At 42.6% G+C, this 21,592-nt stretch carries 18 protein-coding genes and 1 other RNA gene; 10 read left to right on the forward strand and 9 right to left on the reverse strand.

Annotation, left to right across the window (positions count from 1 at the left end; translation table 11 throughout):
* Positions 1 to 24: 24 nt before the first annotated feature.
* Both fsa and ffs read right to left on the reverse strand, forming a co-directional pair.
* Positions 25 to 684, reverse strand: coding sequence for a fructose-6-phosphate aldolase (gene fsa / locus J4N23_RS11860; RefSeq protein ID WP_207427517.1), 660 nt, complete (start codon positions 682 to 684; stop codon positions 25 to 27).
* 81 nt (positions 685 to 765) lie between these two features.
* An RNA gene (gene ffs / locus J4N23_RS11865) (signal recognition particle sRNA small type) lies at positions 766 to 864 on the reverse strand.
* 334 nt (positions 865 to 1,198) lie between these two features.
* Between ffs and gltB the strand changes: the two genes are divergently transcribed.
* Both gltB and J4N23_RS11875 read left to right on the forward strand, forming a co-directional pair.
* A complete protein-coding gene (gltB, locus tag J4N23_RS11870; protein WP_207427520.1) occupies positions 1,199 to 5,719 on the forward strand; it encodes a glutamate synthase large subunit in 4,521 nt (1,506 codons plus the stop codon).
* A 2-nt stretch (positions 5,720 to 5,721) separates the two neighbouring features.
* Positions 5,722 to 7,194 (forward strand): glutamate synthase subunit beta, encoded by a 1,473-nt coding sequence (locus J4N23_RS11875; RefSeq protein ID WP_207427522.1) that lies wholly within the window; start codon positions 5,722 to 5,724, stop codon positions 7,192 to 7,194.
* A gap of 88 nt (positions 7,195 to 7,282) precedes the next feature.
* On the opposite strand, the gene J4N23_RS11880 is transcribed toward J4N23_RS11875, so the two are convergent.
* The 4 genes from J4N23_RS11880 to J4N23_RS11895 all read right to left on the reverse strand — a co-directional run bounded on the left by J4N23_RS11880 (position 7,283) and on the right by J4N23_RS11895 (position 10,952).
* Complete coding sequence (locus J4N23_RS11880; protein ID WP_207427524.1) at positions 7,283 to 7,945, reverse strand: YdeI family protein; 663 nt, start codon at positions 7,943 to 7,945, stop codon at positions 7,283 to 7,285.
* A gap of 27 nt (positions 7,946 to 7,972) precedes the next feature.
* Positions 7,973 to 8,509 carry an RNA methyltransferase gene (locus J4N23_RS11885; protein WP_207427526.1) on the reverse strand — a complete coding sequence of 179 codons (537 nt, stop codon included), beginning with the start codon at positions 8,507 to 8,509 and terminating at the stop codon, positions 7,973 to 7,975.
* 96 nt (positions 8,510 to 8,605) lie between these two features.
* Positions 8,606 to 9,760 carry a galactokinase gene (locus tag J4N23_RS11890; protein WP_207427528.1) on the reverse strand — a complete coding sequence of 385 codons (1,155 nt, stop codon included), beginning with the start codon at positions 9,758 to 9,760 and terminating at the stop codon, positions 8,606 to 8,608.
* Positions 9,761 to 9,923: 163 nt separating this feature from the next.
* A complete protein-coding gene (locus J4N23_RS11895) occupies positions 9,924 to 10,952 on the reverse strand; it encodes a LacI family DNA-binding transcriptional regulator (RefSeq protein WP_207427531.1) in 1,029 nt (342 codons plus the stop codon).
* A gap of 130 nt (positions 10,953 to 11,082) precedes the next feature.
* On the opposite strand from J4N23_RS11895, the gene J4N23_RS11900 reads away from it, so the two are divergent.
* On the forward strand, positions 11,083 to 12,567 hold the full coding sequence (locus tag J4N23_RS11900) for a xylulokinase (protein ID WP_207427533.1): 1,485 nt from the start codon (positions 11,083 to 11,085) through the stop codon (positions 12,565 to 12,567).
* Between the two features lie 19 nt (positions 12,568 to 12,586).
* A complete protein-coding gene (gene xylA, locus J4N23_RS11905) occupies positions 12,587 to 13,918 on the forward strand; it encodes a xylose isomerase (protein WP_207427535.1) in 1,332 nt (443 codons plus the stop codon).
* Between the two features lie 411 nt (positions 13,919 to 14,329).
* Here the strand turns inward: xylA and J4N23_RS11910 are convergent, their stop codons facing one another.
* Entirely contained in the window at positions 14,330 to 15,298 is a 969-nt protein-coding gene (locus tag J4N23_RS11910; RefSeq protein WP_207427537.1) for a ketoacyl-ACP synthase III, read from the reverse strand.
* A 406-nt stretch (positions 15,299 to 15,704) separates the two neighbouring features.
* On the opposite strand from J4N23_RS11910, the gene J4N23_RS11915 reads away from it, so the two are divergent.
* The 3 genes from J4N23_RS11915 (at position 15,705) to J4N23_RS11925 (ending at position 17,731) form a co-directional block, all read left to right on the forward strand.
* The gene (locus J4N23_RS11915) at positions 15,705 to 16,292 is read left to right on the forward strand and encodes a Crp/Fnr family transcriptional regulator (RefSeq protein WP_207427538.1); all 588 of its coding nucleotides are present in this window, start codon (positions 15,705 to 15,707) and stop codon (positions 16,290 to 16,292) included.
* Positions 16,293 to 16,359: 67 nt separating this feature from the next.
* The gene (locus J4N23_RS11920) at positions 16,360 to 16,794 is read left to right on the forward strand and encodes a hypothetical protein (RefSeq protein ID WP_207427539.1); all 435 of its coding nucleotides are present in this window, start codon (positions 16,360 to 16,362) and stop codon (positions 16,792 to 16,794) included.
* A 94-nt stretch (positions 16,795 to 16,888) separates the two neighbouring features.
* On the forward strand, positions 16,889 to 17,731 hold the full coding sequence (locus J4N23_RS11925) for a S1 RNA-binding domain-containing protein (protein ID WP_207427540.1): 843 nt from the start codon (positions 16,889 to 16,891) through the stop codon (positions 17,729 to 17,731).
* A gap of 327 nt (positions 17,732 to 18,058) precedes the next feature.
* Here J4N23_RS11925 and J4N23_RS11930 read toward each other — a convergent pair whose 3' ends face one another.
* Positions 18,059 to 19,297, reverse strand: a complete 1,239-nt coding sequence (locus J4N23_RS11930; RefSeq protein ID WP_242689199.1) for a DEAD/DEAH box helicase — start codon at positions 19,295 to 19,297, stop codon at positions 18,059 to 18,061.
* Positions 19,298 to 19,477: 180 nt separating this feature from the next.
* Here J4N23_RS11930 and J4N23_RS11935 point away from each other — a divergent pair, with 180 nt between their 5' ends.
* Together J4N23_RS11935 and J4N23_RS11940 are read left to right on the forward strand one after the other, a co-directional pair.
* On the forward strand, positions 19,478 to 19,750 hold the full coding sequence (locus tag J4N23_RS11935) for a hypothetical protein (protein WP_207427542.1): 273 nt from the start codon (positions 19,478 to 19,480) through the stop codon (positions 19,748 to 19,750).
* A 38-nt stretch (positions 19,751 to 19,788) separates the two neighbouring features.
* Positions 19,789 to 20,184, forward strand: coding sequence for a DUF4440 domain-containing protein (locus tag J4N23_RS11940; RefSeq protein ID WP_207427543.1), 396 nt, complete (start codon positions 19,789 to 19,791; stop codon positions 20,182 to 20,184).
* 8 nt (positions 20,185 to 20,192) lie between these two features.
* Here J4N23_RS11940 and J4N23_RS11945 read toward each other — a convergent pair whose 3' ends face one another.
* Positions 20,193 to 20,924, reverse strand: a complete 732-nt coding sequence (locus tag J4N23_RS11945) for a hypothetical protein (RefSeq protein ID WP_207427545.1) — start codon at positions 20,922 to 20,924, stop codon at positions 20,193 to 20,195.
* Between the two features lie 188 nt (positions 20,925 to 21,112).
* Here J4N23_RS11945 and J4N23_RS11950 point away from each other — a divergent pair, with 188 nt between their 5' ends.
* Positions 21,113 to 21,475 (forward strand): response regulator transcription factor, encoded by a 363-nt coding sequence (locus tag J4N23_RS11950; RefSeq protein WP_207427547.1) that lies wholly within the window; start codon positions 21,113 to 21,115, stop codon positions 21,473 to 21,475.
* The last annotated feature ends 117 nt before the right edge of the window (positions 21,476 to 21,592 follow it).

Below are 21,592 nucleotides of genomic sequence, written 5' to 3' on the forward strand. Positions count from 1 at the left end.
GCCTTTTTCTAGTATGTTGTGTTTTTACTTTCCAGCCGCTTTCGCATGATCAGCTAGGAACTGAGCTAAACCGTTATCAGTAAGGGGGTGCTTCAACAAGGCAGCAATAGCTGATAGAGGAGCAGTAATTACATCCGAACCAATTTTAGCACATTCAATAATATGCATTGGATGACGTACCGAGGCTGCAAGAATTTGTGTAGTGTAACCGTAGTTGTCAAATATGGTACGGATGTCTTCAATTAAAGCAAGGCCATCTGTAGAAACATCATCTAATCTTCCAATAAATGGAGAAACATAGGTCGCTCCTGCTTTGGCAGCCAGTAGAGCCTGACCAGCAGAAAAAACGAGCGTACAATTAGTTTTGATACCTTTAGAGGTGAAGTATTTGATGGCTTTTACGCCGTCTTTAATCATAGGCACTTTTACCACAATGCGCTCATGTAATTTGGCAAGCTCTTCGCCTTCTTTAATGATCTCATTGTAACTAGTAGCAATTACTTCTGCACTTACGTCTCCGTCGGTAATTTCGCAAATCGCTTTATAATGGTTGATAATGTTATCCTGGCCTGTAATTCCTTCTTTAGCCATTAAGCTGGGATTGGTAGTTACACCATCTAAAACGCCCATTTCATGTGCTTCTTTAATCTGAGCAAGATTTGCGGTATCAATAAAAAACTTCATGTTGTATTAGGATTAAACTGCTTCTGGAGAATGAGAATGAATAATATAAGATCGAGGACAAAGCAGATGAAAAAATAAAAAATGGGCTAGCACCTTCTATCGCACCGCTACAACCCTCTACCCTTGCTGCGTTCCCACCCTGGGGGAGTTCAAGAGGAGCTGGTCGTAGAAGACTAACCCGCGACAAAAGTAGAAATTATTTCATATGAACCTAGAAAAATCTGAAAAAAAGAATAGAAGGTACTTAGGAAAAGTATGAGATAAATCATAAGAAAACAGGTATTAAGAGCAAAAAAGGGGAAATTGTTTTAGTGTAGCGTTAAAAAAATGTTATCTCTGTGTCATCCGAGTGAAAAGAGATTGTTAATCATTTAATAAATCTCTATTAAATTTATGAATTCTTCAAGTAATCAAAGCAATAGGAGGGAAGTTTTAAAGAAAATGCAAAAATCCTTGGTTGCTTCATGATTTTGCCTAAAAATGAGTACTTTCGTGAATTACCATTATAATTCTGATGAAGCAAACCGGAAATGACCAGCAGGGATTATATCGCCCTGAATTTGAACACGACTCTTGTGGAGTAGGTTTTATTACGAACATTAATGGCCAGAAATCGCACCAGATCGTTTCGGACGCTCTAACTATACTAGAGAATATGGAACACCGCGGTGCTTGCGGCTGTGATCCTGAAACAGGTGATGGTGCCGGAATTTTGATGCAATTGCCGCATGAATTCCTTATGGAAGAGTGTATCGCTTTAGATATACATCTTTCGGAGCCGGGTCATTATGGAACAGGATTGATTTTCTTTCCGAAGGAAATTGCAATTAAGGAAGCTTGTCGCGCTGTGATTGTTAGCGCTGCAGAAAAGCTGGGTTTACCTCTGTTGGGTTTCAGGAAGCTTCCTGTTAATCCAAGTGTAGTTGGTGAAACTTCACTTGCGGTTGAACCGGATGCAGAGCATTTGTTTATTGGCCGTCCTTCAACTATTCTAACGGTTGAAGATTTTGAAAGAAAGCTTTATGTTCTACGTCGTTTAATTACGAAAAATGTAAATGAATCGGTTGCGAATGGAAGTGATTTTTATATCGCCTCTCTTTCCAGTCGTATCCTTGTTTATAAAGGTCAGTTGACCACCTATCAGTTACGTACCTATTATACAGATTTGCAGGATGAGCGTTTAACCTCTGCTTTCGGTATGGTACACAGCCGTTTTTCTACCAATACGTTTCCTTCCTGGAAGCTGGCCCAACCATTTCGGTTCATGGCCCATAATGGTGAGATCAACACGCTTACTGGTAATTTAAACTGGTTTTATTCTGGTATCAGATCATACGCATCGTCTTTCTTCAGTTCAGAAGAGATGGATATCATCCTTCCGGTAATTGACAGCAATCAGTCGGACTCTGCATGTTTGGATAACGTAGTAGAAGTGTTGGTGCATACTGGCCGTTCTTTGCCCCATGTGATGATGATGCTGGTTCCTGAAGCATGGGACGGAAATGAGCACATGGATCCGTTGAAGAAGGCCTTCTATGAGTTTCATGCTACTATGATGGAGCCATGGGACGGTCCGGCTGCTTTGACCTTTACCGACGGTAAACAAATTGGTGCACTGCTTGACAGAAACGGTCTGCGTCCTTTGCGTTACGCTACAACCAGCGATAATCGCGTTATTGTAGCTTCAGAGGCCGGAGCTCTTCCTGTAGACGAAGCGATTATTACGAAGAAAGGTCGTCTTCAGCCAGGTAAAATGTTATTGATTGACATTGCTGAAGGTAAGATAATTACAGACGAAGAAATTAAGACAAAAATCGCATCGTCTCAACCTTACGGTGAGTGGTTGGAAAACTATAAAATTAGAATAGAAGAACTTCCTGAACCTCGGGTAGCTTTTACTAATCTTTCCAAAGATGCGGTATTGAAATATCAGCAGGTATTCGGGTATACTAGAGAGGATATTGAGACCATTATTAAGGCAATGGCTGTTGATGGTAAAGAGCCTATCGGTTCAATGGGTACTGATGTTCCATTGGCGGTTCTTTCTGATCGTCCTCAACACTTATCGAGCTATTTTAAGCAGTTCTTTGCTCAGGTAACTAATCCGCCGATCGATCCTATTCGTGAGCGGATGGTAATGAGTTTGGCTACTTTTATCGGTAGCAATGGTAACTTGTTTGATGAGGATAAAATGCATTGCCATTGTGTGGCCTTGCAGCAACCTATCCTTACTAATCTGGAGCTGGAAAAGCTTAGAAGTATTGATACGGGCATGTTCAATGCGAAAACCATTCAAACATACTTTAAAGCAGACGGTCAGCCGGGTTCTCTTCAAAACGGGCTGGAAAGACTTTGTCGCTATGCTGAAGATGCGGTAAATGATGGCTTTGAAGTATTGATTTTATCCGATAGAGCGGTAGATTCTCAGCATGCTCCGATTCCTTCGCTGTTAGCTGTATCTGCGGTTCATCATCACCTGATTAAAAAGGGTTACCGGGGACAAGTAGGCTTAGTTGTAGAGGCTGGAGACGTTTGGGAAGTACATCATTTCGCTTGTCTTCTTGGTTTTGGCGCTACTGCTATCAACCCATACCTTGCGCTTGAAACAATTCATGCGTTGAAAGAAGAAGGAAAACTAGAGACATCACTCGAGTTCAAATATCTTTCTAAAAACTATATCAAGTCTGTGTGTGATGGTCTGTTGAAGATTTTCTCTAAGATGGGAATCTCGACGCTTCAGTCTTATCACGGAGCGCAGATTTTTGAGATCCTAGGAATTAACAAGACTGTAGTTGATAAATATTTCTGTGGCGCGGTAACGCGTATTGGCGGATTAGGATTGGATGAAATCGCCAAAGAAACGTTGTTTAAACACAATAACGGATTTATCCACTCTAAACCGGAAGAGCAGTTGCTTCCTGAAGGAGGTATCTATCAGTGGAAACGCAGGGGAGAGGCGCATTTGTTCAATCCTCAAACAGTCCACTTGCTGCAACAAGCAACCAGAACTGGTGACTATAGCGTTTATAAGAGCTACGCTAAACTTGTAAACGACCAGTCGGAGAAAATGTATACGCTTCGTGGATTGTTCGACTTTGCTCATCACCGTGAGCCGGTTCCACTTTCTGAAGTAGAGCCAATTGAATCGATCATGAAACGCTTTGCAACAGGTGCGATGTCTTTCGGTTCAATTTCTCACGAAGCTCACAGTACCCTGGCTATCGCCATGAACAGAATCGGCGGAAGAAGCAACACGGGAGAAGGTGGAGAGGACGAAATTCGTTATCAACCTCTTCCAAATGGAGATTCCATGCGTTCTTCTATCAAGCAGGTTGCTTCCGGACGTTTCGGGGTAACTTCTTACTACCTGACTAATGCGGATGAGCTTCAAATCAAAATGGCTCAGGGTGCTAAACCAGGTGAAGGAGGTCAGCTACCAGGTGATAAAGTCGATCCATGGATTGCAAAAGTTCGTCACTCTACTCCTGGTGTTGGTTTGATTTCGCCTCCTCCACACCACGATATTTATTCAATCGAGGATCTAGCACAGCTGATCTTTGACTTGAAGAATGCTAACCGTGAAGCCCGTATTAACGTTAAGCTGGTTTCTAAGGCTGGTGTTGGAACTATTGCTGCCGGTGTGGCGAAAGCCCACGCTGACGTAATCCTCATCGCCGGGTACGATGGTGGTACCGGAGCATCTCCAATCAGTTCTATTAAACACGCTGGTTTACCATGGGAGCTTGGTCTTGCAGAGGCACATCAAACACTTGTACGTAATAAATTGAGAAGCCGTGTTGTTCTTCAAACAGATGGACAATTGAAAACAGGTCGCGACATCGCAATTGCTACTCTTTTAGGTGCTGAAGAGTGGGGGGTTGCTACAGCAGCTCTTGTTGCAGGTGGTTGTATTATGATGCGTAAGTGTCATTTGAATACCTGTCCTGTTGGTGTTGCTACTCAAGATCCTGAGTTACGAAAACTATTCTCCGGAAAGCCTGAACATATCGTGAACCTGTTCCAGTTCCTGGCTGAAGAGCTACGTGAAATCATGGCAGATCTTGGTTTCAGAACTATTAACGAGATGGTTGGCCGTGCGCAGTTCCTGAAAGTAAAAGAAGGAAACAAGCATTGGAAAGCAAGAACGCTTGATTTATCTTCAGTTCTATACCCCGTTACGAATCCTTCAAAACAAACTCTTTACAATAGTGAAGCTCAGGATCACGGGATGCAATTAATCCTGGACTGGAAGCTTCTTGAACACGCTCAACCAGCGTTAGATAGCAAAACGCCAGTCTTTGGTACTTTCACTGTAAAGAATACCGACCGTACAATAGGTACAGTTCTTTCAAACGAAGTTTCGAAGAGATATCAATCGGCCGGTTTGCCGGATAATACTATCAATTTCAAATTCATCGGCTCTGCCGGACAAAGCTTCGGTGCCTTTGCAGCAAAAGGTTTATCTTTTGAATTAGAAGGTGAAGCAAATGATTACGTAGGAAAAGGATTGTCAGGCGCAAGGCTGGCAGTGTATCCAGCTTCTGTAAGTAATTTAACTCCTGAAGAGAATATAATCATTGGTAACGTAGCTCTTTATGGTGCTACTTCTGGTGAGCTTTATGTGAGAGGACAGGCAGGCGAGCGCTTCGCGGTTCGTAACTCTGGTGCTACAGCAGTTGTAGAAGGTGTAGGAGATCATGGTTGTGAGTACATGACTGGTGGTAGAGCCCTTATCCTTGGAAAAACCGGAAGGAACTTTGCAGCGGGTATGAGCGGTGGTATCGCTTGGGTGTACGACGTAGACGGTACATTTGCTGATAACTGCAATCCTGAAATGGTTGACCTTGATCCTCTGACTTCAGAAGACGAGGAAGCAATCCTGACGTTGCTCCGTAAGCATATGCAATTGACTCAAAGTCAGCTTGCATTATACCTGCAAAGCAACTGGGCTGAAGAAAGCCGCAGGTTCATCAAGGTATTCCCTAAAGAGTATAAAAAAGTTTTACAACACGCTAAATTTCAACCCGCCAATTAGTTATGGGAAAAGTGACCGGATTTAAAGAATACGCAAGAGAACTTCCTTCAAAAAGAGCTCCGGAAGAGCGTATTAATGATTATAAAGAATTCGTAGGGTGTTATACAGAGGACAAATTGAATCAACAGGCAGCACGCTGCATGAACTGCGGTATTCCGTTTTGCCATAATGGTTGTCCTCTTGGTAATATCATCCCTGAATTCAATGATGCTGTATATAAAGAAAACTGGGAAGAAGCTTACCGAATTCTTTCCTCTACAAATAACTTTCCTGAATTTACAGGAAGGATTTGTCCTGCACCCTGCGAGTCGGCATGTGTGCTGGGCATCAACAAGCCTGCAGTAGCTATTGAAGAGATTGAGAAGCACATCATAGAGATTGCCTTCTCTAAAGGACTAGTAAAATCAAAAGCTCCATTAATTCGTTCCGGAAAAACGGTAGCGGTAATCGGTTCTGGTCCTGCTGGACTGGCGGCTGCTGCACAACTGAACAAAGCAGGACACCTGGTGACTGTTTTCGAACGCGATCCTGAACCAGGAGGCCTTTTACGTTTTGGTATTCCTGATTTCAAGTTGGAGAAGTGGGTTGTTGAACGTCGTGTCAAATTGATGCAGGAAGACGGGATTGTCTTTAAATGTAACACTAACGTAGGTGTTGATATTACAGCTGAAGAGCTGAACCGCAATTTTGATGCAATTGTATTAGCCGGCGGTTCTACCGTACCGCGTAACCTAAACATCCCTGGAAGAGAGCTGAAAGGAGTTTATTTCGCAATGGAGTTCCTTAAGCAGTCCAACATGCGCGTAAGCAATATCGCTTATCAGGAAGAGGATATCGTGGTAACTGGCAAGGATGTAGTTGTAATTGGTGGTGGAGATACAGGGTCTGACTGTGTCGGAACGTCGAACCGTCAACGTGCTAATTCAATCACTCAGTTTGAATTGATGCCAAAACCTCCTGCTGGTCGGACTGAAAGCATGCCTTGGCCTACTTACCCAATGGTACTTAAAACCAGTACTTCTCATGAAGAAGGTTGTGAACGCTACTGGGGTATCAACACCAAAGAGTTTTTGGGTGATGAGAATGGTAACTTGAGGGCTTTAAAGGTAGTGGATGTTAATTGGGAAACTGATGTGTTTGGTCGTCCCGTTAAATTCACGGAAGTTGAAGGTTCAGAAAGAGAAATGCCGGCTCAGTATGTCTTCCTGGCAATGGGATTCTTACATCCTCAAAAACAGGGATTATTAGAGCAGTTGGGGGTTGAGTTTGACGAACGCGGAAACGTGAAGGCAAAAGAAGGCTCTTTCCAAACTAACGTAAACAAAGTATTTGCTGCGGGCGATATGAGGAGAGGTCAATCTCTTGTAGTTTGGGCAATCTCCGAAGGTCGCGAAGCTGCAAGACGTGTAGATCAATTCTTGACCGGGCGTACTGCACTAGAGAGCAAAGATGCAGAGAGCATGTATGCTTTTTAATTGAAAAGAGAAGAATAAATGGTAATAAAAAACCTGCCCGAAAGGAGCAGGTTTTTTTATTTAATGGGCAAGTTGGTAACGTCGATTGTTACTTCGCAGTGGGGTTCTTCTTTCCCTGAGAAAGTTTATTCACTGTTTTTTCTATTCTCTCTTTCCGAGTCTTCTCCTGCTTAGCAGTAAGCACCCAAAGAACGTATTCTTTCTTGTGAGAGTAGGCAAGAGAATTGAAAAAATCTAGAGCTGAGGTTACTTCCTCCAATGCGGTCTTCAAGTCTTCAGGTAAGCGAACCAGTTTTCTTTCCACATCGATAAAGTCGCCGTATTCATTTACTCCTATCGAGGCATTTTTTACTTCTGATCTTTTTATAAGATGAGTGGGCTTAAATCTGAGGGCCGTCCATGTTTCATCAATAGCCGCAGAAGCAACTGGTTCAAGTCCGTACTTTGATGTTTCATCCCAACTCAACATCATCCCCAAGTCTGTCTCGATGCCGGAAGACTTCTTGGGATACATAATCCAAAAAATTGTATCGTCTGTAAGTATGTCTTTTAGTTCCACTAGCTCATTCTTTAGCTCCTCGCTGTTCTTGACGAATAGCTGAACTACGTTGCAGGAATGCTGAGGTTTAGAATGAATGGTAGTCTCCCGCGGAAGCGGCTGTAGTTTTTCAATGTAGCCTTCTGGTGGATTAAGCAGCAGTACGCTAAAACCTGGCTTTATCTGCAGTTTCCTTACAAGTGCATTTTCCATTGTCACTGTTTAGAGAGTGAAAACAAGTTAATAATCCCTTCTCAATTTCGCAAAGAAATCCCACAAGACGATACCGGCTGAGACTACAATATTGAAGGAGTGTTTTGTTCCAAACTGAGGGATTTCAATGCACGCGTCAACGAGTTTCATTGCCTGGTCTGAAACTCCGTTTACTTCATTTCCGAAGATCAGGGCATATCGTTGCTGGGAAGAAGGCCGATAGGTGTCAAGGCTTAAGCTGTTTTCTGCCTGCTCAATAGCAACAATGGTATAAGCCTGCGTACGGAGGTCGGCAATTGCTTCTTGAACATCCTCATAGTAGAACCAATCTACAGACTGAGTTGCTCCCAATGCAGTTTTTTCAATTTCGCGGTGTGGAGGTTGACCAGTGATCCCACAAAGGATAATTCGTTCAACAGCAAAACCATCCGAAGTTCTGAAGATGGAACCCACGTTATGCATGCTCCTTACACTGTCTAAAATCACGGTTACGGGTAGTTTTTCCTGATTTTTGTAGTCTTCTACGCTTACGCGATTTAATTCATCCAGCTTTAGTTTACGCATAAAAATGATTGAGAAGCTTTTGTTTTTCTGACCCTAGGAGGGCGGTTTCAGGAGCGGGAACAAGGAGGTTAGAGACCTTTCTAACCTCCTGTTTTTTTATTTTAATTCTCTTACACCTGCACCGATATCTGAACTGTAGACAGAAGGTGCGTAACCAATCTTTTCGGTGTAGTACTCGGAGATCTTTGCGGAAAAGTCATCCAGAGCGTTTTTCTTTACCAAAGCGATGGCACAGCCACCAAATCCGGCACCCGTCATACGGGCTCCTGTAACTTCGGGATATCTTAGACAAAACTCGACAATCGTGTCCAGTTCGATTCCTGAAACCTCGTACAGATTTTTTAGCGAGTCATGAGAGGCATACATCAGCTGGCCGAAATCATCTAATCGGTTTTCTGCCAGCGCTGTTGCTGCAAGCTTAACCCGTTCGTTTTCTTCTACAACGTGCTGTGCCCTGTTAAGAACCGTAGTATCTGAAATCAAGCTTTTGTGGGTACTGAAAGTTTCAGAATCCACGTCACATAAATTATCTATTTGTAGCTTTTTCTGCAGAGCAGTTAACGCTTGAGCACACTCGCTAACGCGTTCATTATACTTAGATTCAGCTAGCTTGCGAGGTTTATTTGTATTGATAATGGCTAGGTAGTGGTCGCCCAGATTGCAGTCTACCGCTTCATAGTCCAGTGTCTCGCAGTTTAATTTTAGTGCTTTTCCGGCCTCTCCGAATGTTACCGCAAACTGGTCCATTATTCCTGAATTCACCCCTATGAAAACATTTTCAACTACTTTCGTCAATTTAACAATATCCAGCTTAGACAAGCCTGCGTTGAACAGCTGGTTAAAGGCAAAGGCTGTAACCACTTCAATTGAGGCTGAAGAAGAAAGACCAGCACCAATTGGTAAGTTGCCGAAAAAAAGCATGTCCAAACCTTGGAGGTTGTGTCCCTGTATGGCAAGGTTATGAATTACGCCTAGCGGATAGTTGAACCATTCTTTCCCTGTTTTTTCGTATTGTCCCTGTACAGGAATATCTAGCTGGTCTTCAAAGTTGGTGCTTCTGAACCGAAAAAGGCCGTCTGTGTTTGGAGCGGTTAGCAAATAGGTGCCAAACGTAACTGCGCAAGGCATAACAAGGCCACCATTGTAGTCGATGTGCTCTCCGATGAGGTTTACCCTTCCCGGGGCAAAAAAAGAGTTTTGGCTCTCCTTATCGAACAATTCTTTGAATCGCTGTTTTAGGTTGTCTAACATGATTGTTTGAAATGAGTCCAAATGTACAAATCTCAATAAATATATTGCTCTTTTTTTTAAAAGCTTTTCTTTTTGAAAAAGGGCCTTTAGATGGCCTAGAGACGTTTTTTTTTGCTTTTATTAAAATAGTGTATAAAATACACAAACTACGGTAGGCTGAGGGTTATCTCAACAAGCTTCTATGCGAAGAAGCTCTGATCTGAAGGATCGGTTCCAGGACGATTTTTTTTGCCGTCTCTGTATTAGTTTTTCCTTGTTTCTGTAATTCTAAAAACAGTTTCGCAGCCTCTTCTCCCATCGTTATAGTTTGCTGATCGATGGTAGAAAGCTGTGGAGTAACCAGGCTGCCGAACGCTTCGTTCGCAAATCCAATTACTCCCACTTCTTCTGGTACTCGTATTTTGTACTCCATTAGTTGCTGCATCACTCCCATAGCCGTATAGTCTTCAAGCGCAAAAACTCCATCATAGCCGATGCCTCGCTCCCGGAAATCTTTTACTACCGTTTTTCCAAAATCCAGTGAAAATTTCCCTTTAATAATCAGATCTTCATCAACAGGGATGTTGTAGTGTCTGAGTGCATCTATATATCCGCGAAGGCGCTCTTTAAAAATGGAAATATTTTGCTCTGCAGTGATGTGAAGTATCTTTTTGTATCCCTGCTGTATTAGGTGCTGAGTGGCAATAAAGCCTCCCTTATAATCGTCAATGGTTACGGAAGAAACACTCAACTCCTCGGGCTTCCTATCAAAGAAGATCAATGGAACATTTCGTTTGGTTATCTCTTTGTAAGCTGTAACATCATCTGTCTCCGTGGTGATTGAGGCGATAATTCCGTCAACTCTGGATTGAAGGAATGTTTCAATCCCTTTGTCTTCGTGCTTTTTTGACTCGTTGGATTGATAGAGCAGTGTGGTGTAGCCATTCTCGTTCATCACCCGTTCAATTCCGTGAACCACCGAACTGAAGAAGCTTACATGTAAGCTTGGTACAATAACACCGATAATGTTGGTACGGCCCGAACGGAGTGACGAGGCAATCTTGTTTTGCCTGTAGTTGAGGCGCTCCGCAGTTTCCCTAACAGCTTTTTTGGTAGCTTCACTTATAGCAGGATGGTCATTTAAGGCCCTTGCTACTGTCGAAAAAGTTATATTTAATTCGTTGGCGATGTCAAGAATGGTAACTCTTTTCAATTTCTCCCTCCCTTGTTATTGAAGCTGCAATTATAATTCATTAAAGTTAGAATTTTTTTTGTCTATATCGGAAGAACGACCTACCTTTATGCCAACGTTGGCGTTGTTGTAAATATTAAACCTATTATAAATGCTTCTTTTAGGAATTGATGTAGGTACATCATCCATCAAAGTTTCTATCGTTGATTCAGAAACTCAGCGGGCAGTAGTTTCGGCCCAGTATCCTGAAACAGAATCAGAAATTAAATCAATTCAACCGGGGTGGGCAGAGCAGTCGCCAGAGATGTGGTGGGAGCATGTGCAGCAAGCCGTATTGAAAGCAAACTCATCAGGGCTCTATAATCCTTTAGAGATAGCAGCAATTGGAATTGCCTACCAGATGCACGGTTTGGTAGTAGTTGATCAAAATCAGGAAGTGCTTCGCGACTCAATTATCTGGTGCGATAGCCGCGCAGTGGAAATTGGTAACAAAGCTTTCGAGAGCATAGGGGAGGAGAAGAGCTTATCGCGGTTATTAAACTCTCCTGGAAATTTTACAGCTGCAAAGCTAGCGTGGGTAAAGAATAATGAACCGGAACTTTACGCAAAAATCTATAAGGTTATGCTTCCCGGCGATTTCGTTTCTATGAAGCTTACCGGGGAGATCACGACAAGCGTATCTGCCTTATCGGAAGGAATACTATGGGATTTTCAAGCCGGTGCGCTGTCAGAAGACGTTACCTCCTATTTCGGTTTTGATAAATCTTTATTCCCCCAGGTTAAACCAGTGTTCTCTGAGCATGGGGCATTAACACAAGCTATTGCTGCAAAATTGGGATTGAAGGCAGGAGTTCCTGTAACCTACAAAGCCGGCGACCAACCGAATAATGCGCTTTCTCTTAATGTACTGAAACCGGGCGAAGTTGCGGCAACAGCTGGGACGTCGGGTGTTATTTACGGCGTGAGTGACCAACTCACTTATGATAAGCAGTCTCGTGTTAACACCTTCGCTCACGTGAATTACAGAGATGAGACAAGACGGATGGGAGTGTTATTATGCATCAATGGTACGGGAATCCTTAATCGCTGGACGAAAAATCTGTGCGGCTCGGGTGTTTCGTATTCAGATATGAACAGCATGGGCCAGCAGGTGGCCATTGGCAGCGAAGGTCTGCGGATTCTCCCTTTTGGTAATGGCGCCGAGCGGATGTTGAATAACAAGATTGTCGGAGTTCATTTTCATAATATCGACCTTAATCTTCATACGCAGGCCCATATTTTTCGGGCAGTGCAGGAAGGAATAGCTTTTGCGTTCAGATACGGGCTGGATATTATGAGAGAAAACGGCATGAACCCCAGCGTAATCAGGGTAGGTAAAGCAAATCTTTTTCAAAGCCAACTTTTCACCGAAGCGTTTGTGAATGCTACTAATGTACCTGTGGAATTTTATGAAAACGACGGAAGCGCAGGTGCTGCGTTAGGATCGGGGATAGGAGCTGGGATATTCTCTTCAGAACAAGAGGCTTTCAGTAATATTAAGCCTCTTTTATTAGTAGAGCCAGGAACGTCGGACGTGTACGAACCAATTTATCAGGATTGGAAGAAATTATTAGAGAAACAATTAATCAATTCATAAAAGTATAATTAAGTAAAATATGGCAAATATTGTCTCTGGTGACACAGAGTTCTTTAAAGGCATTGGCCAGATCAAGTTTGAAGGCCTGGAGTCAGATAACCCCTTAGCATTCCGTTGGTACGATGAGAACCGCGTGGTAGCTGGCAAAACGTTGAAAGATCATTTTAAGTTTGCCTGCGCCTACTGGCATTCTTTCTGCGGAAATGGAAGCGATCCTTTCGGTGGACCTACTCACATTTTTCCATGGGATAAAAAATCGGATCCAATTGAGCGCGCAAAAGACAAAATGGATGCAGCTTTCGAGTTTATCACCAAAATGAACCTTCCGTACTACTGCTTCCACGACGTGGACGTAGTTGACTATGGGAATGACATCGTTGAAAACGAAAGAAGGCTACAGACATTGGTGGAATATGCAAAAGAAAAGCAGGCTGCCAGTGGGGTGAAGCTTCTTTGGGGAACAGCTAATCTTTTCTCCCACAGAAGATATATGAATGGAGCCTCGACAAATCCTGATTTTCATGTGTTAACACATGGTGCGGCACAGGTTAAAGCAGCACTAGACGCTACAATTGAATTGGGCGGGGAGAACTACGTATTTTGGGGCGGTCGCGAAGGTTATATGAGTCTTCTGAATACAAATATGAAGCGTGAGAAAGAACACTTTGCCCGTTTCCTGCATACGGCCAAGGATTATGCAAGAAAGAACGGATTTACAGGTACTTTCTTTATTGAACCGAAACCTGCAGAGCCATCAAAACATCAGTATGATTTTGACTGCGAAACGGTTATTGGTTTCTTACGCGAGCATGATTTGTTGAACGACTTCAAAATTAACATTGAAGTTAATCACGCTACCCTGGCTGGTCATACTTTCCAGCACGAGCTGCAGGTCGCGGCAGATGCGGGTGTATTAGGCTCTGTGGATGCAAATCGCGGTGATTATCAAAATGGATGGGATACTGATCAGTTTCCGAATAATCTGAACGAGCTGACCGAGGCAATGCTTATCTTTTTAGAAGCTGGCGGCTTGCAGGGTGGGGGCGTTAATTTTGACGCTAAGATAAGAAGGAATTCTACTGACATGGACGACCTGTTCATTGCTCACGTAGGTGGCATGGACTCCTTTGCTCGTGCCTTGATTACAGCGGATAACATTCTTCAAAAATCAGACTACAAGAAATTCCGCCAGGAACGTTATGCATCGTTTGATAGTGGAAAAGGAAAGGAGTTTGAAGAGGGTAAATTATCTTTGGAAGATTTACGCGCTTTCGCGATTGAGAACGGCGAACCTGAAGTTAAAAGTGGCAAACAAGAGTATCTTGAGAATGTCATCAACCGGTTTATTTAATTAAAGTAAGTACAGTAAAACCCCTCTATCAAGAGGGGTTTTTTGTTTGAACTACTTTTATTATCTTGAAGGAAAAATATTGAAGGGATAATTGAAACAAAAAGCAAATAAGTTGTCTTTTTATACATAGAAACTATCTACTATGTCTAACTTTTTAGAATTGGCTGCCGTATAAATCATTAGCTCTTCAATAGGTTCTTATAGCTTATGTCCGGGAGTTTCTGCTAACTATTTTTAAGGAGGTTTTTATGTTTCTTTCCGTATTTTTCATAGTGCTCTTTTTCATATTTGACATCGCCTTGGTTCTAATTCTCCTGAAACTCGACAAGGATAATAAGAATAGGGAAGGTTATCGAAGTAATTACGAGGAGAAAGCGTTAAGTTACAGGGTTCAGCATGATTAGATTTTTACTAGCACTCCAACATAATCCCTGCGTAGGTCATTCCCCCGCCAAAGCCCATCAGAAGCATTTTGTCGCCTGGTTTCAATTTTCCGTTTTTTAATCCCTGGTGCCAAGCAAGGGGGATGGAAGCTGAAGAGGTGTTGCCAAAATATTGAATACTTTGAAGCATCTTTTCCATTGGGAAGTCAATTTGACGGGAGACGGCTTCAATTATCCGAAGATTGGCACTGTGCAGGATAATCCAGTCTATTTGGTTTAATGAAATCTGGTTCTTTTCCGCCAGCCGGAGGAGGTTTTCGCTGATATTCTGGACAACCCACTTAAACACAACTCTGCCGTTCTGATGTGTTTTTCCATCCGCAAAAGCGGGCACATTATTAATCTTGGTGGAAAGGGAGGATCGGTATAAATCTTTCCCCATACTACCCTCGGTGCCACTTATAGGGGCGAAGAGTTTGTTAAGTTCAGATGCCTCGATTAAGGCGACGCCTGCGGCGTCTCCAAATAAGATACACAAGTTACGGTTGTTCAGATCGAGGTATCTGGAGAGATTTTCAGCGCCAAAGACGAGGATCTTTCGGTGAGTTCCAGCTGCAATTAGTCCTTTTGCGAGTGTTAAGCCATAAACAAAACCTGCACATGCAGATGCAATGTCTAAAGTGCCGCAATTCTTTATACCTAGTTCATTTTGTACCTGGCTGGCCACACTCGGGACTGAGTGGTCTGGGGTTGAGGTGGCTACCATAATGAAGTCAACGTCCTCTAGACGAATATCAGGACGCTCTTCGACCAGGTTTCTAGCCGCACGATAACAAAGATGAGTAGTATACTCGTTTTCCGCCGTAAAACGTCGTTCTATGATTCCTGTCCGGGTTTGAATCCACTCGTCGCTTGTCTCCACAAGCTTTTCAAAATAGGCATTGGTAATAATGCGGTGAGGGACATAGGAACTAATAGCCGTAACTTGACAAGACATTTCTGAAATTGAAGTGAAGTTCAACGCAAGAGATGCAAAGGTACGGAAACAATTGTAGCTATAGGTTTGGCCTATAGCTACAATTGTTAATGCCGAGTCTTTTTTGCGCTATTTTTACTATAGCAGTGTTGTAAACGCAACGATTGCACATAGTAGAAGCAGTAGCGAAAAAATGATTTCCAGTGAGATTTTTACTTTGTTTTGTTCATTCTTGGCGTTCATCGTTCTTCCCTTGATACTCGTATAACTCTTTGAAGTATAAGGAATTGATACGTGTATTGGCCTGTTTAGGTTGTATTTATATTTAGAGAGATGTTAGTTTTTGTAATAAATATTTACTTTTAATTTTACCGAAATAGAATCAGGTTAAAATAGGCAACGGTTTTAACCTAAACTCAACTTTTACTTGGATCCTAAGAGCTTCGAAAACTACAAGCAGTATATAAGGCAGATTTCATTTCTGTCGGATGAAGACTGTGACTTTTTTAAGGAGTTTCTGACAAAGAAAACGATCGCGAAAAGCGAGTTCTTTCTTAAGGCAGGGAAGATTTGTGAGGAGATAGCATTTGTTGAATCAGGCTGTATGCGGATGTTTTATCAAAAGGAGGAAAAGGAAATAAATACGGGATTCTTTTTGGCTAATGAATTCGCGGTATCCTATCAGAGTTTTCTTAGCGAGTCTCCCTCCAGTTATTCTATCCAGGCACTTGAGGATACCGAGCTCATAGTGTTTCACCGCTCTGTTCTGCTGCGGGCTTATGCTTTTTCGAAAAACTGGGAACGCTTCGGCAGAGTGATAGCAGAAAAAATTTTTGTTCATTCTTCCCAACGGATCGAATCGTTCCTCTTTATGAATGCAGAGGAGAGGTATTTGCAGCTGTTGCAGCAACGAAAATCTGTTTTCGAACAGATTCCACTTTATCATATTGCATCCTATCTGGGCCTTGAAAGAGAGTCGTTGAGCAGGTTAAGAAAAAAGCTTGCAAAGCGTTAACGATTGTAACATAGGTCAATTTACAATTTGCGGGAGAGTTTCAATTTTTGTTTATCAAATAGGACATATGAACAGAGACTCTAAAAGACTAGCCGGTATAATATTATTGACGGTGCCTACCATCGCCTATGGCGGATACTTTTTACTTTCGGTGTTATCGGGCAACCATGATGAATTCGCTTTAACCGATTTTCAGAAAGCCATGTTTAGGGCAGGGCATGCCCACGCAGGTGTTTTGGTAATTTTTTCTCTGGTAGCTGTACTTTATCTGGAACAGGCGATTATGAATAGTACGCTCAGGAAATTAACCGGTTTTTCTTTCCCTGCTTCGGCAATTCTTATCAGTGGCGGTTTTTTTGCCTCAGCCTCAGGTGCCCAGCTAACGAAGCCGAACCAATTTATTATTATCCTATATCTCGGAGTAGTTTGTCTGGTTTTTGGCGTAATCAGTTTGGGTATTGGATTACTGCGAAAAGATCCACATTCGATAACTAAGCCTTGAAATTTCCGGGCCTGATGGCATTCTCTTTGCCCAGGTGCAGAAGGGATAGTAAAAACGGATTCTATTCAAGCTGCAATTAATTACCTTTGGCGAAATGATTGAGATCGGAAGTTATAATAATCTAAATTTTAAGCGTAAAACATACGATGGGGTGATTCTCACCGACGGCGAAAGAGAAGTATTGCTGCCGGCAAAGGAACTTATTTCATATGAGGAGGACCAGGAAGAGTTTTTCGTATTTGTATATCTCAACAAAGACGAGAATCTTGTTGCTACCCTGGAGCGTCCTTTCGCTTGTGTAGGAGATTTTGCTTACCTGACAGTGGTGGGAGAGAATGAGAAGGGCGTGTTTGTAGATATCGGAATTGATAAAGACGTTTTTGTGCCAGCAAGGGAGCAGAAACGACCGATGTTTAAAGGCGACAAGCATGTAGTTTATGTTTATCTGGATGAGCGCAGTGGCAAGATTACAGCTTCCTCCTACCTGGATGAATATGTAGATGTGGAAGTTGGAGATCTTGAAGAGGGAGATGAAGTGAGTCTGCTGATTTGTGAACGCAGTGAACTTGGGTATTCTGCGATCATAAACAACCGGTATATCGGGTTGCTGTATCATAATGAGGTTTATGAAGAACTGGAGATCGGCGAAGAGAAACAGGGATTTATCAAAAAAATCAGAGAGAATAAGAAAATAGATCTGAGCCTTCGTCCAATCGGTTTTGATTTTATACTCGAATCCAAGGATGTCTTACTTGAAATCATTAAAAAAAATGGTGGGGTACTGAAATTGGGGGATAAAAGTGATCCAGAGGAGATTAAGCAGCAATTGAAAATGAGTAAAAAGGCTTTTAAGCAGGTTATAGGAGGGCTGTATAAACAACGACTTATTACGATTTCTGATTTTGAAATTCGTTTAGTTGAGCAGACCGGCGAATAATAGAGGCGAGAGGTTATTCTTGTTTTCTCTTTATTGACGTTTTGTTAACTAAAGATTTAATTTCCTATTTCATTCGCCACATTTGTATATTCCAAATCGTATTTGGAATATGTACACTAAATTACTCGCCTCCATTACAAACATCCTGCTAAGAAAAAGGGAGTGCAAGCACAGGTATAAATATGTAGGGACGAAAATTCAGGGGGATAAGGAAAAAGGTAACGGATTTCTTGCTATGTCTTACACTTGTACCCGTTGCAGCTCTGAGTTAAACCTGCCAGCATTTTAAAGCGAGTAACCGGATGTTGTTCCGGTTACTCGATCCTACTAGTGCTTTTTCTTTTTGTTCATTCTGGCCTTCTTACTAGCGCTCAAGTTATAATCTTTTGCATTCGCTGCCTTTTTGGGATGGAATGCGGCGCCCCGCGATTCATCTGCTATAGAGGGTTGCTTTTCTTTAAGCACCTCTGTTTCTTTTGCAATTTGCAGCCCTTCTGGAAGTTCGGCCACCTCCATTTTTTTGCCAATTGCTTGTTCTATCTTTCGTACATCTCCAAGCTCCAGATCTGTACAAAGTGTGATAGCGAGCTTTTCGATATCTGCATCTGCCTCACTCCCTACTATCCGGGAGATGTACATCTCTTTTTCCTTGGGAAGCTCAACGTGCATGATAAAGGGTACTGGCCAGTCTTCCGTTTCCAGCTGTAACTCATCAGCTATCAACAGAATCCGATCGTCCTGCTGGAGGAACTCCTCTACGGTTTCCGTCCCATGCGACTCAAAACTTATCGGTTTTAGTATCGCTGCTGTCTTTTTTAAATTCGGTTTCAAGCTGGTGTAGATCCTTTCGGCTGTTAGACGAGTATTTACAAAAACCAGTACCTTCGTAAAGATTTCATCATCTTCCAAAAGTAACTGTAGCAGATTAATTTTCGTTCTGAAATTGGGAACCTGGTACAGTAGCTGAGGCAGCGTTTGAATTTCTGACTCTTCCATATCTTCAACTTCTATTACCGCAGGATCTTTCATGAAGGGGTTAATCATCTTCTCTAAGCGCTCGTGAAGCACTTCAGAAAATATTAAGTGCTGGCAATTTTTGATACTGTTAGCCAGTTCAACCACAGGAAGCTGCAGGCCTTGCTTCACAATCTGGTCCGCATCATCCACTACAAACATCACTATCTTGTTCAGATTGAGTCCTAATTTTAAATAGATGGCTCTCGCTCTGTCCGGCGTGGCCACTACTATATCAGTACCCTGTAAAATGTCGTCCATCTGGCTTTCCAGACTCGGACCGGCGAATGCGCCACGGACACGGATAGTTTTATTTTTGTTTAAAAGATCAAACTGAGCTATAACGTGCTCCACTTTTTCGCGGTCCGGAACCAGAATTAGTGATCGCGGAGCTTCTTCAACCCCGTATTTTAATCGGCTCAATACCCCTAGTACGTACGTTGTTGTCTTTCCTGAACCTTCCGGACCGATCGCTATCACATCCTGACCTCCGCCAATTCGCGACAAAGTTCTCGCTTGTACTTCCTTAGGAGCAAGAAAGCCCGCTTCCATAACTGATTTTGTTATTTGCTTACTCAGCTTTAATTTTTCTGACCACACGTTGCTGTAAATTTAACTTTAGCAAAGAAAGCAAAACTATTACCGGAATTGGCAAAGTTCTTCAAAAAGCGGCTAAGTAGGCTAAGCTGGTTTATATTTCAAACCAAATCCGCAATTACTGATTTATCTAGTATGGAAACTTTTATGACGCAATTTTTGATGGCAGGTGTAAAAACAGTTGCTACTGTTCAGGTTCTTGATGAGGGAAAATTCGGTTTTGTACTGCATCTGTCAGATCCTTACGAGGGAGGAGAAATGATACCTGCAGACGAGGATAGAGATGGTGTAATACAGCAAACTGAAGGTGGAAGATGGGAAATTATCGGTGAAAGTAAGGTTTCTCTTTCTCCGGAGGACTTGCAGAATCTTGGTGCCGCAATTGAAGAAGATTTTTTGAAAACTTAGAAGCAGCGTATCTTCGGCGGGTAGATCCGGATTAATTGATGAATGCAGACCTATCTTCAGTAGAAAAAGAAGTTGCCGTTCAAGCGATCACTTATGCTCGGATGGCATCGAATGCCGCTATTGCCAGAAAAGACGTGGACCAGGTAGCAAGGTTTTGGATGAATGATTTCGTACAAATTGCCGGAGACGGAAGCTATTCAAAGGGTAAGATGAAAATTATGGGCGACTGGAGAAGCATGTTCAAGCACGGCTCCCCGGTCTTTGAGCGACTGCCTGACGAAGTACTGGTTGCTGAGTCGGGAACGATGGCCTGGGAGAAGGGGGTCTGGAGGTACAAGAATGAAAAGTATCACGGCCGCTATTCGGCGATGTGGCGAAAAATAAAAGGGGAATGGCTGACGCAGTGTGAGATGTATGTATCTCTGAACCAGTAGCTTTAGGTTTACCGAAAGAGAATCTGACATTGCTCACAGTAATAGCTGTTTTCCAACTCGTCATCTTCCTCATATTTTAATGGTCTCAGATCGCCTGGGCAAAGCTGCTTGTTATGGACGAGAAGATGGTTTTCAGCCGAGCCATCTAACAACCAATCCAGCATTTCAAAACTTATTTTAACCGTTTCATCGATCAACTCCTTTAGTTTTGCTTTCGGGATAGAACCGACCAGGCTGTGTGGATGGATTTTCAACCGGTAAAGTACTTCGTCACTTATCTTATTGCCTACACCTGAAAAAATATTTTGACACCGTAACGCTTTACCAATAGAATGCTGGGGTATTTGCAGCAGTTTTTCATACGCGAGGTCGCCGTCCCATAATTCATTCATTACCTCAGCACGGAAATCGTAAACCTCTTCTATCGGCTGTTCAATGAGTGTACTTTGTGTCCTGTAAAAGAATATGGAACCTTTTTCAAACCTAATTGCCAGATGCAATGGCAAGTTTTCTACGGCATTGATAGCGAAAGCGGCTGAAGGTGGGAAAGTAAGGCTGATCGTAAAGTTGGGAAAACAGAGCAGCAGTTCTTTTCCAAAAGTCCTTAGGGCCAGAAGCGGGCAATTCCAAAGTCTGCTCGTCTCAAAGTCTGTTTCATCTCCCTCAATTGCTGTTACTTTTTGCCCGATAAAATGTTTTGCCTGTTGACAAAGGAGGATAATGGAAGGCGCTTCAAGCATAGCAAGGTAACGTAAAAGGCAGCAGAAGTGTTTAGCCTCGAATCTGCTACCTTCAAGAATTCTCGATCGTTATCCTTAAATAAATATGGCGCTAGCAGCAGGTAGGAGTTCAATTCGAAGTTCATCTCGAAATCAAAAGCTCAGTTTTTTAAAAAATAGCTGTATTTTAGCGGGAGGTATTGAAGTTGATGAAAAGGGTTTTAATTGTAGAAAAAGACGTTTTTACAGCTGAGATGATTGCAGAAGCGCTGCAAATTCTTCATTACAGGCCAACTATCCATCATTCCTCAGATGTGCTTGCGATCCAGCTGGTTGATATTGAACCGGAGATAGTGATTATTAATCGTCCGTTGCTCCTGAAACATCGGCATCTGTTCGTTGAATCGTCCAATCCCTCTGAAAAGCTGGTCAAAGCTGCCATAGTCATTACTTCCAATGCTTTCCTTACTAGCAGCAGGGTAGCAGAACTAGGTGGTGATGCCTATCTTCAAAAGCCATTCACGCTAGAAGGTTTAGCAAGTGTTCTGGACACCGTACAAACCTTGGCTTGATTGTAAATCTCTTCAGTCAATTCCAATACTCCTACATATATTTGAATCTTTGTGGTAGCTATCCGGCGATTATGATCCACTTTGTAATAAAGCCGGGAAAGTTTAGTTAACAAACAG

The sequence above is a fragment of the Pedobacter sp. SYSU D00535 genome, from assembly GCF_017355855.1.
Classification (GTDB): Bacteria; Bacteroidota; Bacteroidia; order Sphingobacteriales; family Sphingobacteriaceae; genus Desertivirga.

What these genes read in the sequence shown, in the direction of transcription:
- J4N23_RS11920 (WP_207427539.1), top strand. Translation starts at nt 16,360, where the DNA reads ATGAACAGAGACTCTAAAAGACTAGCCGGTATAATATTATTGACGGTG.
- xylA (WP_207427535.1), top strand. Translation starts at nt 12,587, where the DNA reads ATGGCAAATATTGTCTCTGGTGACACAGAGTTCTTTAAAGGCATTGGC.
- J4N23_RS11935 (WP_207427542.1), top strand. Translation starts at nt 19,478, where the DNA reads ATGGAAACTTTTATGACGCAATTTTTGATGGCAGGTGTAAAAACAGTT.
- J4N23_RS11885 (WP_207427526.1), bottom strand. Translation starts at nt 8,509, where the DNA reads ATGCGTAAACTAAAGCTGGATGAATTAAATCGCGTAAGCGTAGAAGAC.
- J4N23_RS11900 (WP_207427533.1), top strand. Translation starts at nt 11,083, where the DNA reads ATGCTTCTTTTAGGAATTGATGTAGGTACATCATCCATCAAAGTTTCT.
- J4N23_RS11875 (WP_207427522.1), top strand. Translation starts at nt 5,722, where the DNA reads ATGGGAAAAGTGACCGGATTTAAAGAATACGCAAGAGAACTTCCTTCA.
- J4N23_RS11925 (WP_207427540.1), top strand. Translation starts at nt 16,889, where the DNA reads ATGATTGAGATCGGAAGTTATAATAATCTAAATTTTAAGCGTAAAACA.
- J4N23_RS11890 (WP_207427528.1), bottom strand. Translation starts at nt 9,760, where the DNA reads ATGTTAGACAACCTAAAACAGCGATTCAAAGAATTGTTCGATAAGGAG.
- J4N23_RS11950 (WP_207427547.1), top strand. Translation starts at nt 21,113, where the DNA reads ATGAAAAGGGTTTTAATTGTAGAAAAAGACGTTTTTACAGCTGAGATG.
- J4N23_RS11945 (WP_207427545.1), bottom strand. Translation starts at nt 20,924, where the DNA reads ATGCTTGAAGCGCCTTCCATTATCCTCCTTTGTCAACAGGCAAAACAT.
- gltB (WP_207427520.1), top strand. Translation starts at nt 1,199, where the DNA reads ATGAAGCAAACCGGAAATGACCAGCAGGGATTATATCGCCCTGAATTT.
- J4N23_RS11940 (WP_207427543.1), top strand. Translation starts at nt 19,789, where the DNA reads ATGAATGCAGACCTATCTTCAGTAGAAAAAGAAGTTGCCGTTCAAGCG.
- J4N23_RS11930 (WP_242689199.1), bottom strand. Translation starts at nt 19,297, where the DNA reads ATGGAAGCGGGCTTTCTTGCTCCTAAGGAAGTACAAGCGAGAACTTTG.
- J4N23_RS11880 (WP_207427524.1), bottom strand. Translation starts at nt 7,945, where the DNA reads ATGGAAAATGCACTTGTAAGGAAACTGCAGATAAAGCCAGGTTTTAGC.
- J4N23_RS11910 (WP_207427537.1), bottom strand. Translation starts at nt 15,298, where the DNA reads ATGTCTTGTCAAGTTACGGCTATTAGTTCCTATGTCCCTCACCGCATT.
- fsa (WP_207427517.1), bottom strand. Translation starts at nt 684, where the DNA reads ATGAAGTTTTTTATTGATACCGCAAATCTTGCTCAGATTAAAGAAGCA.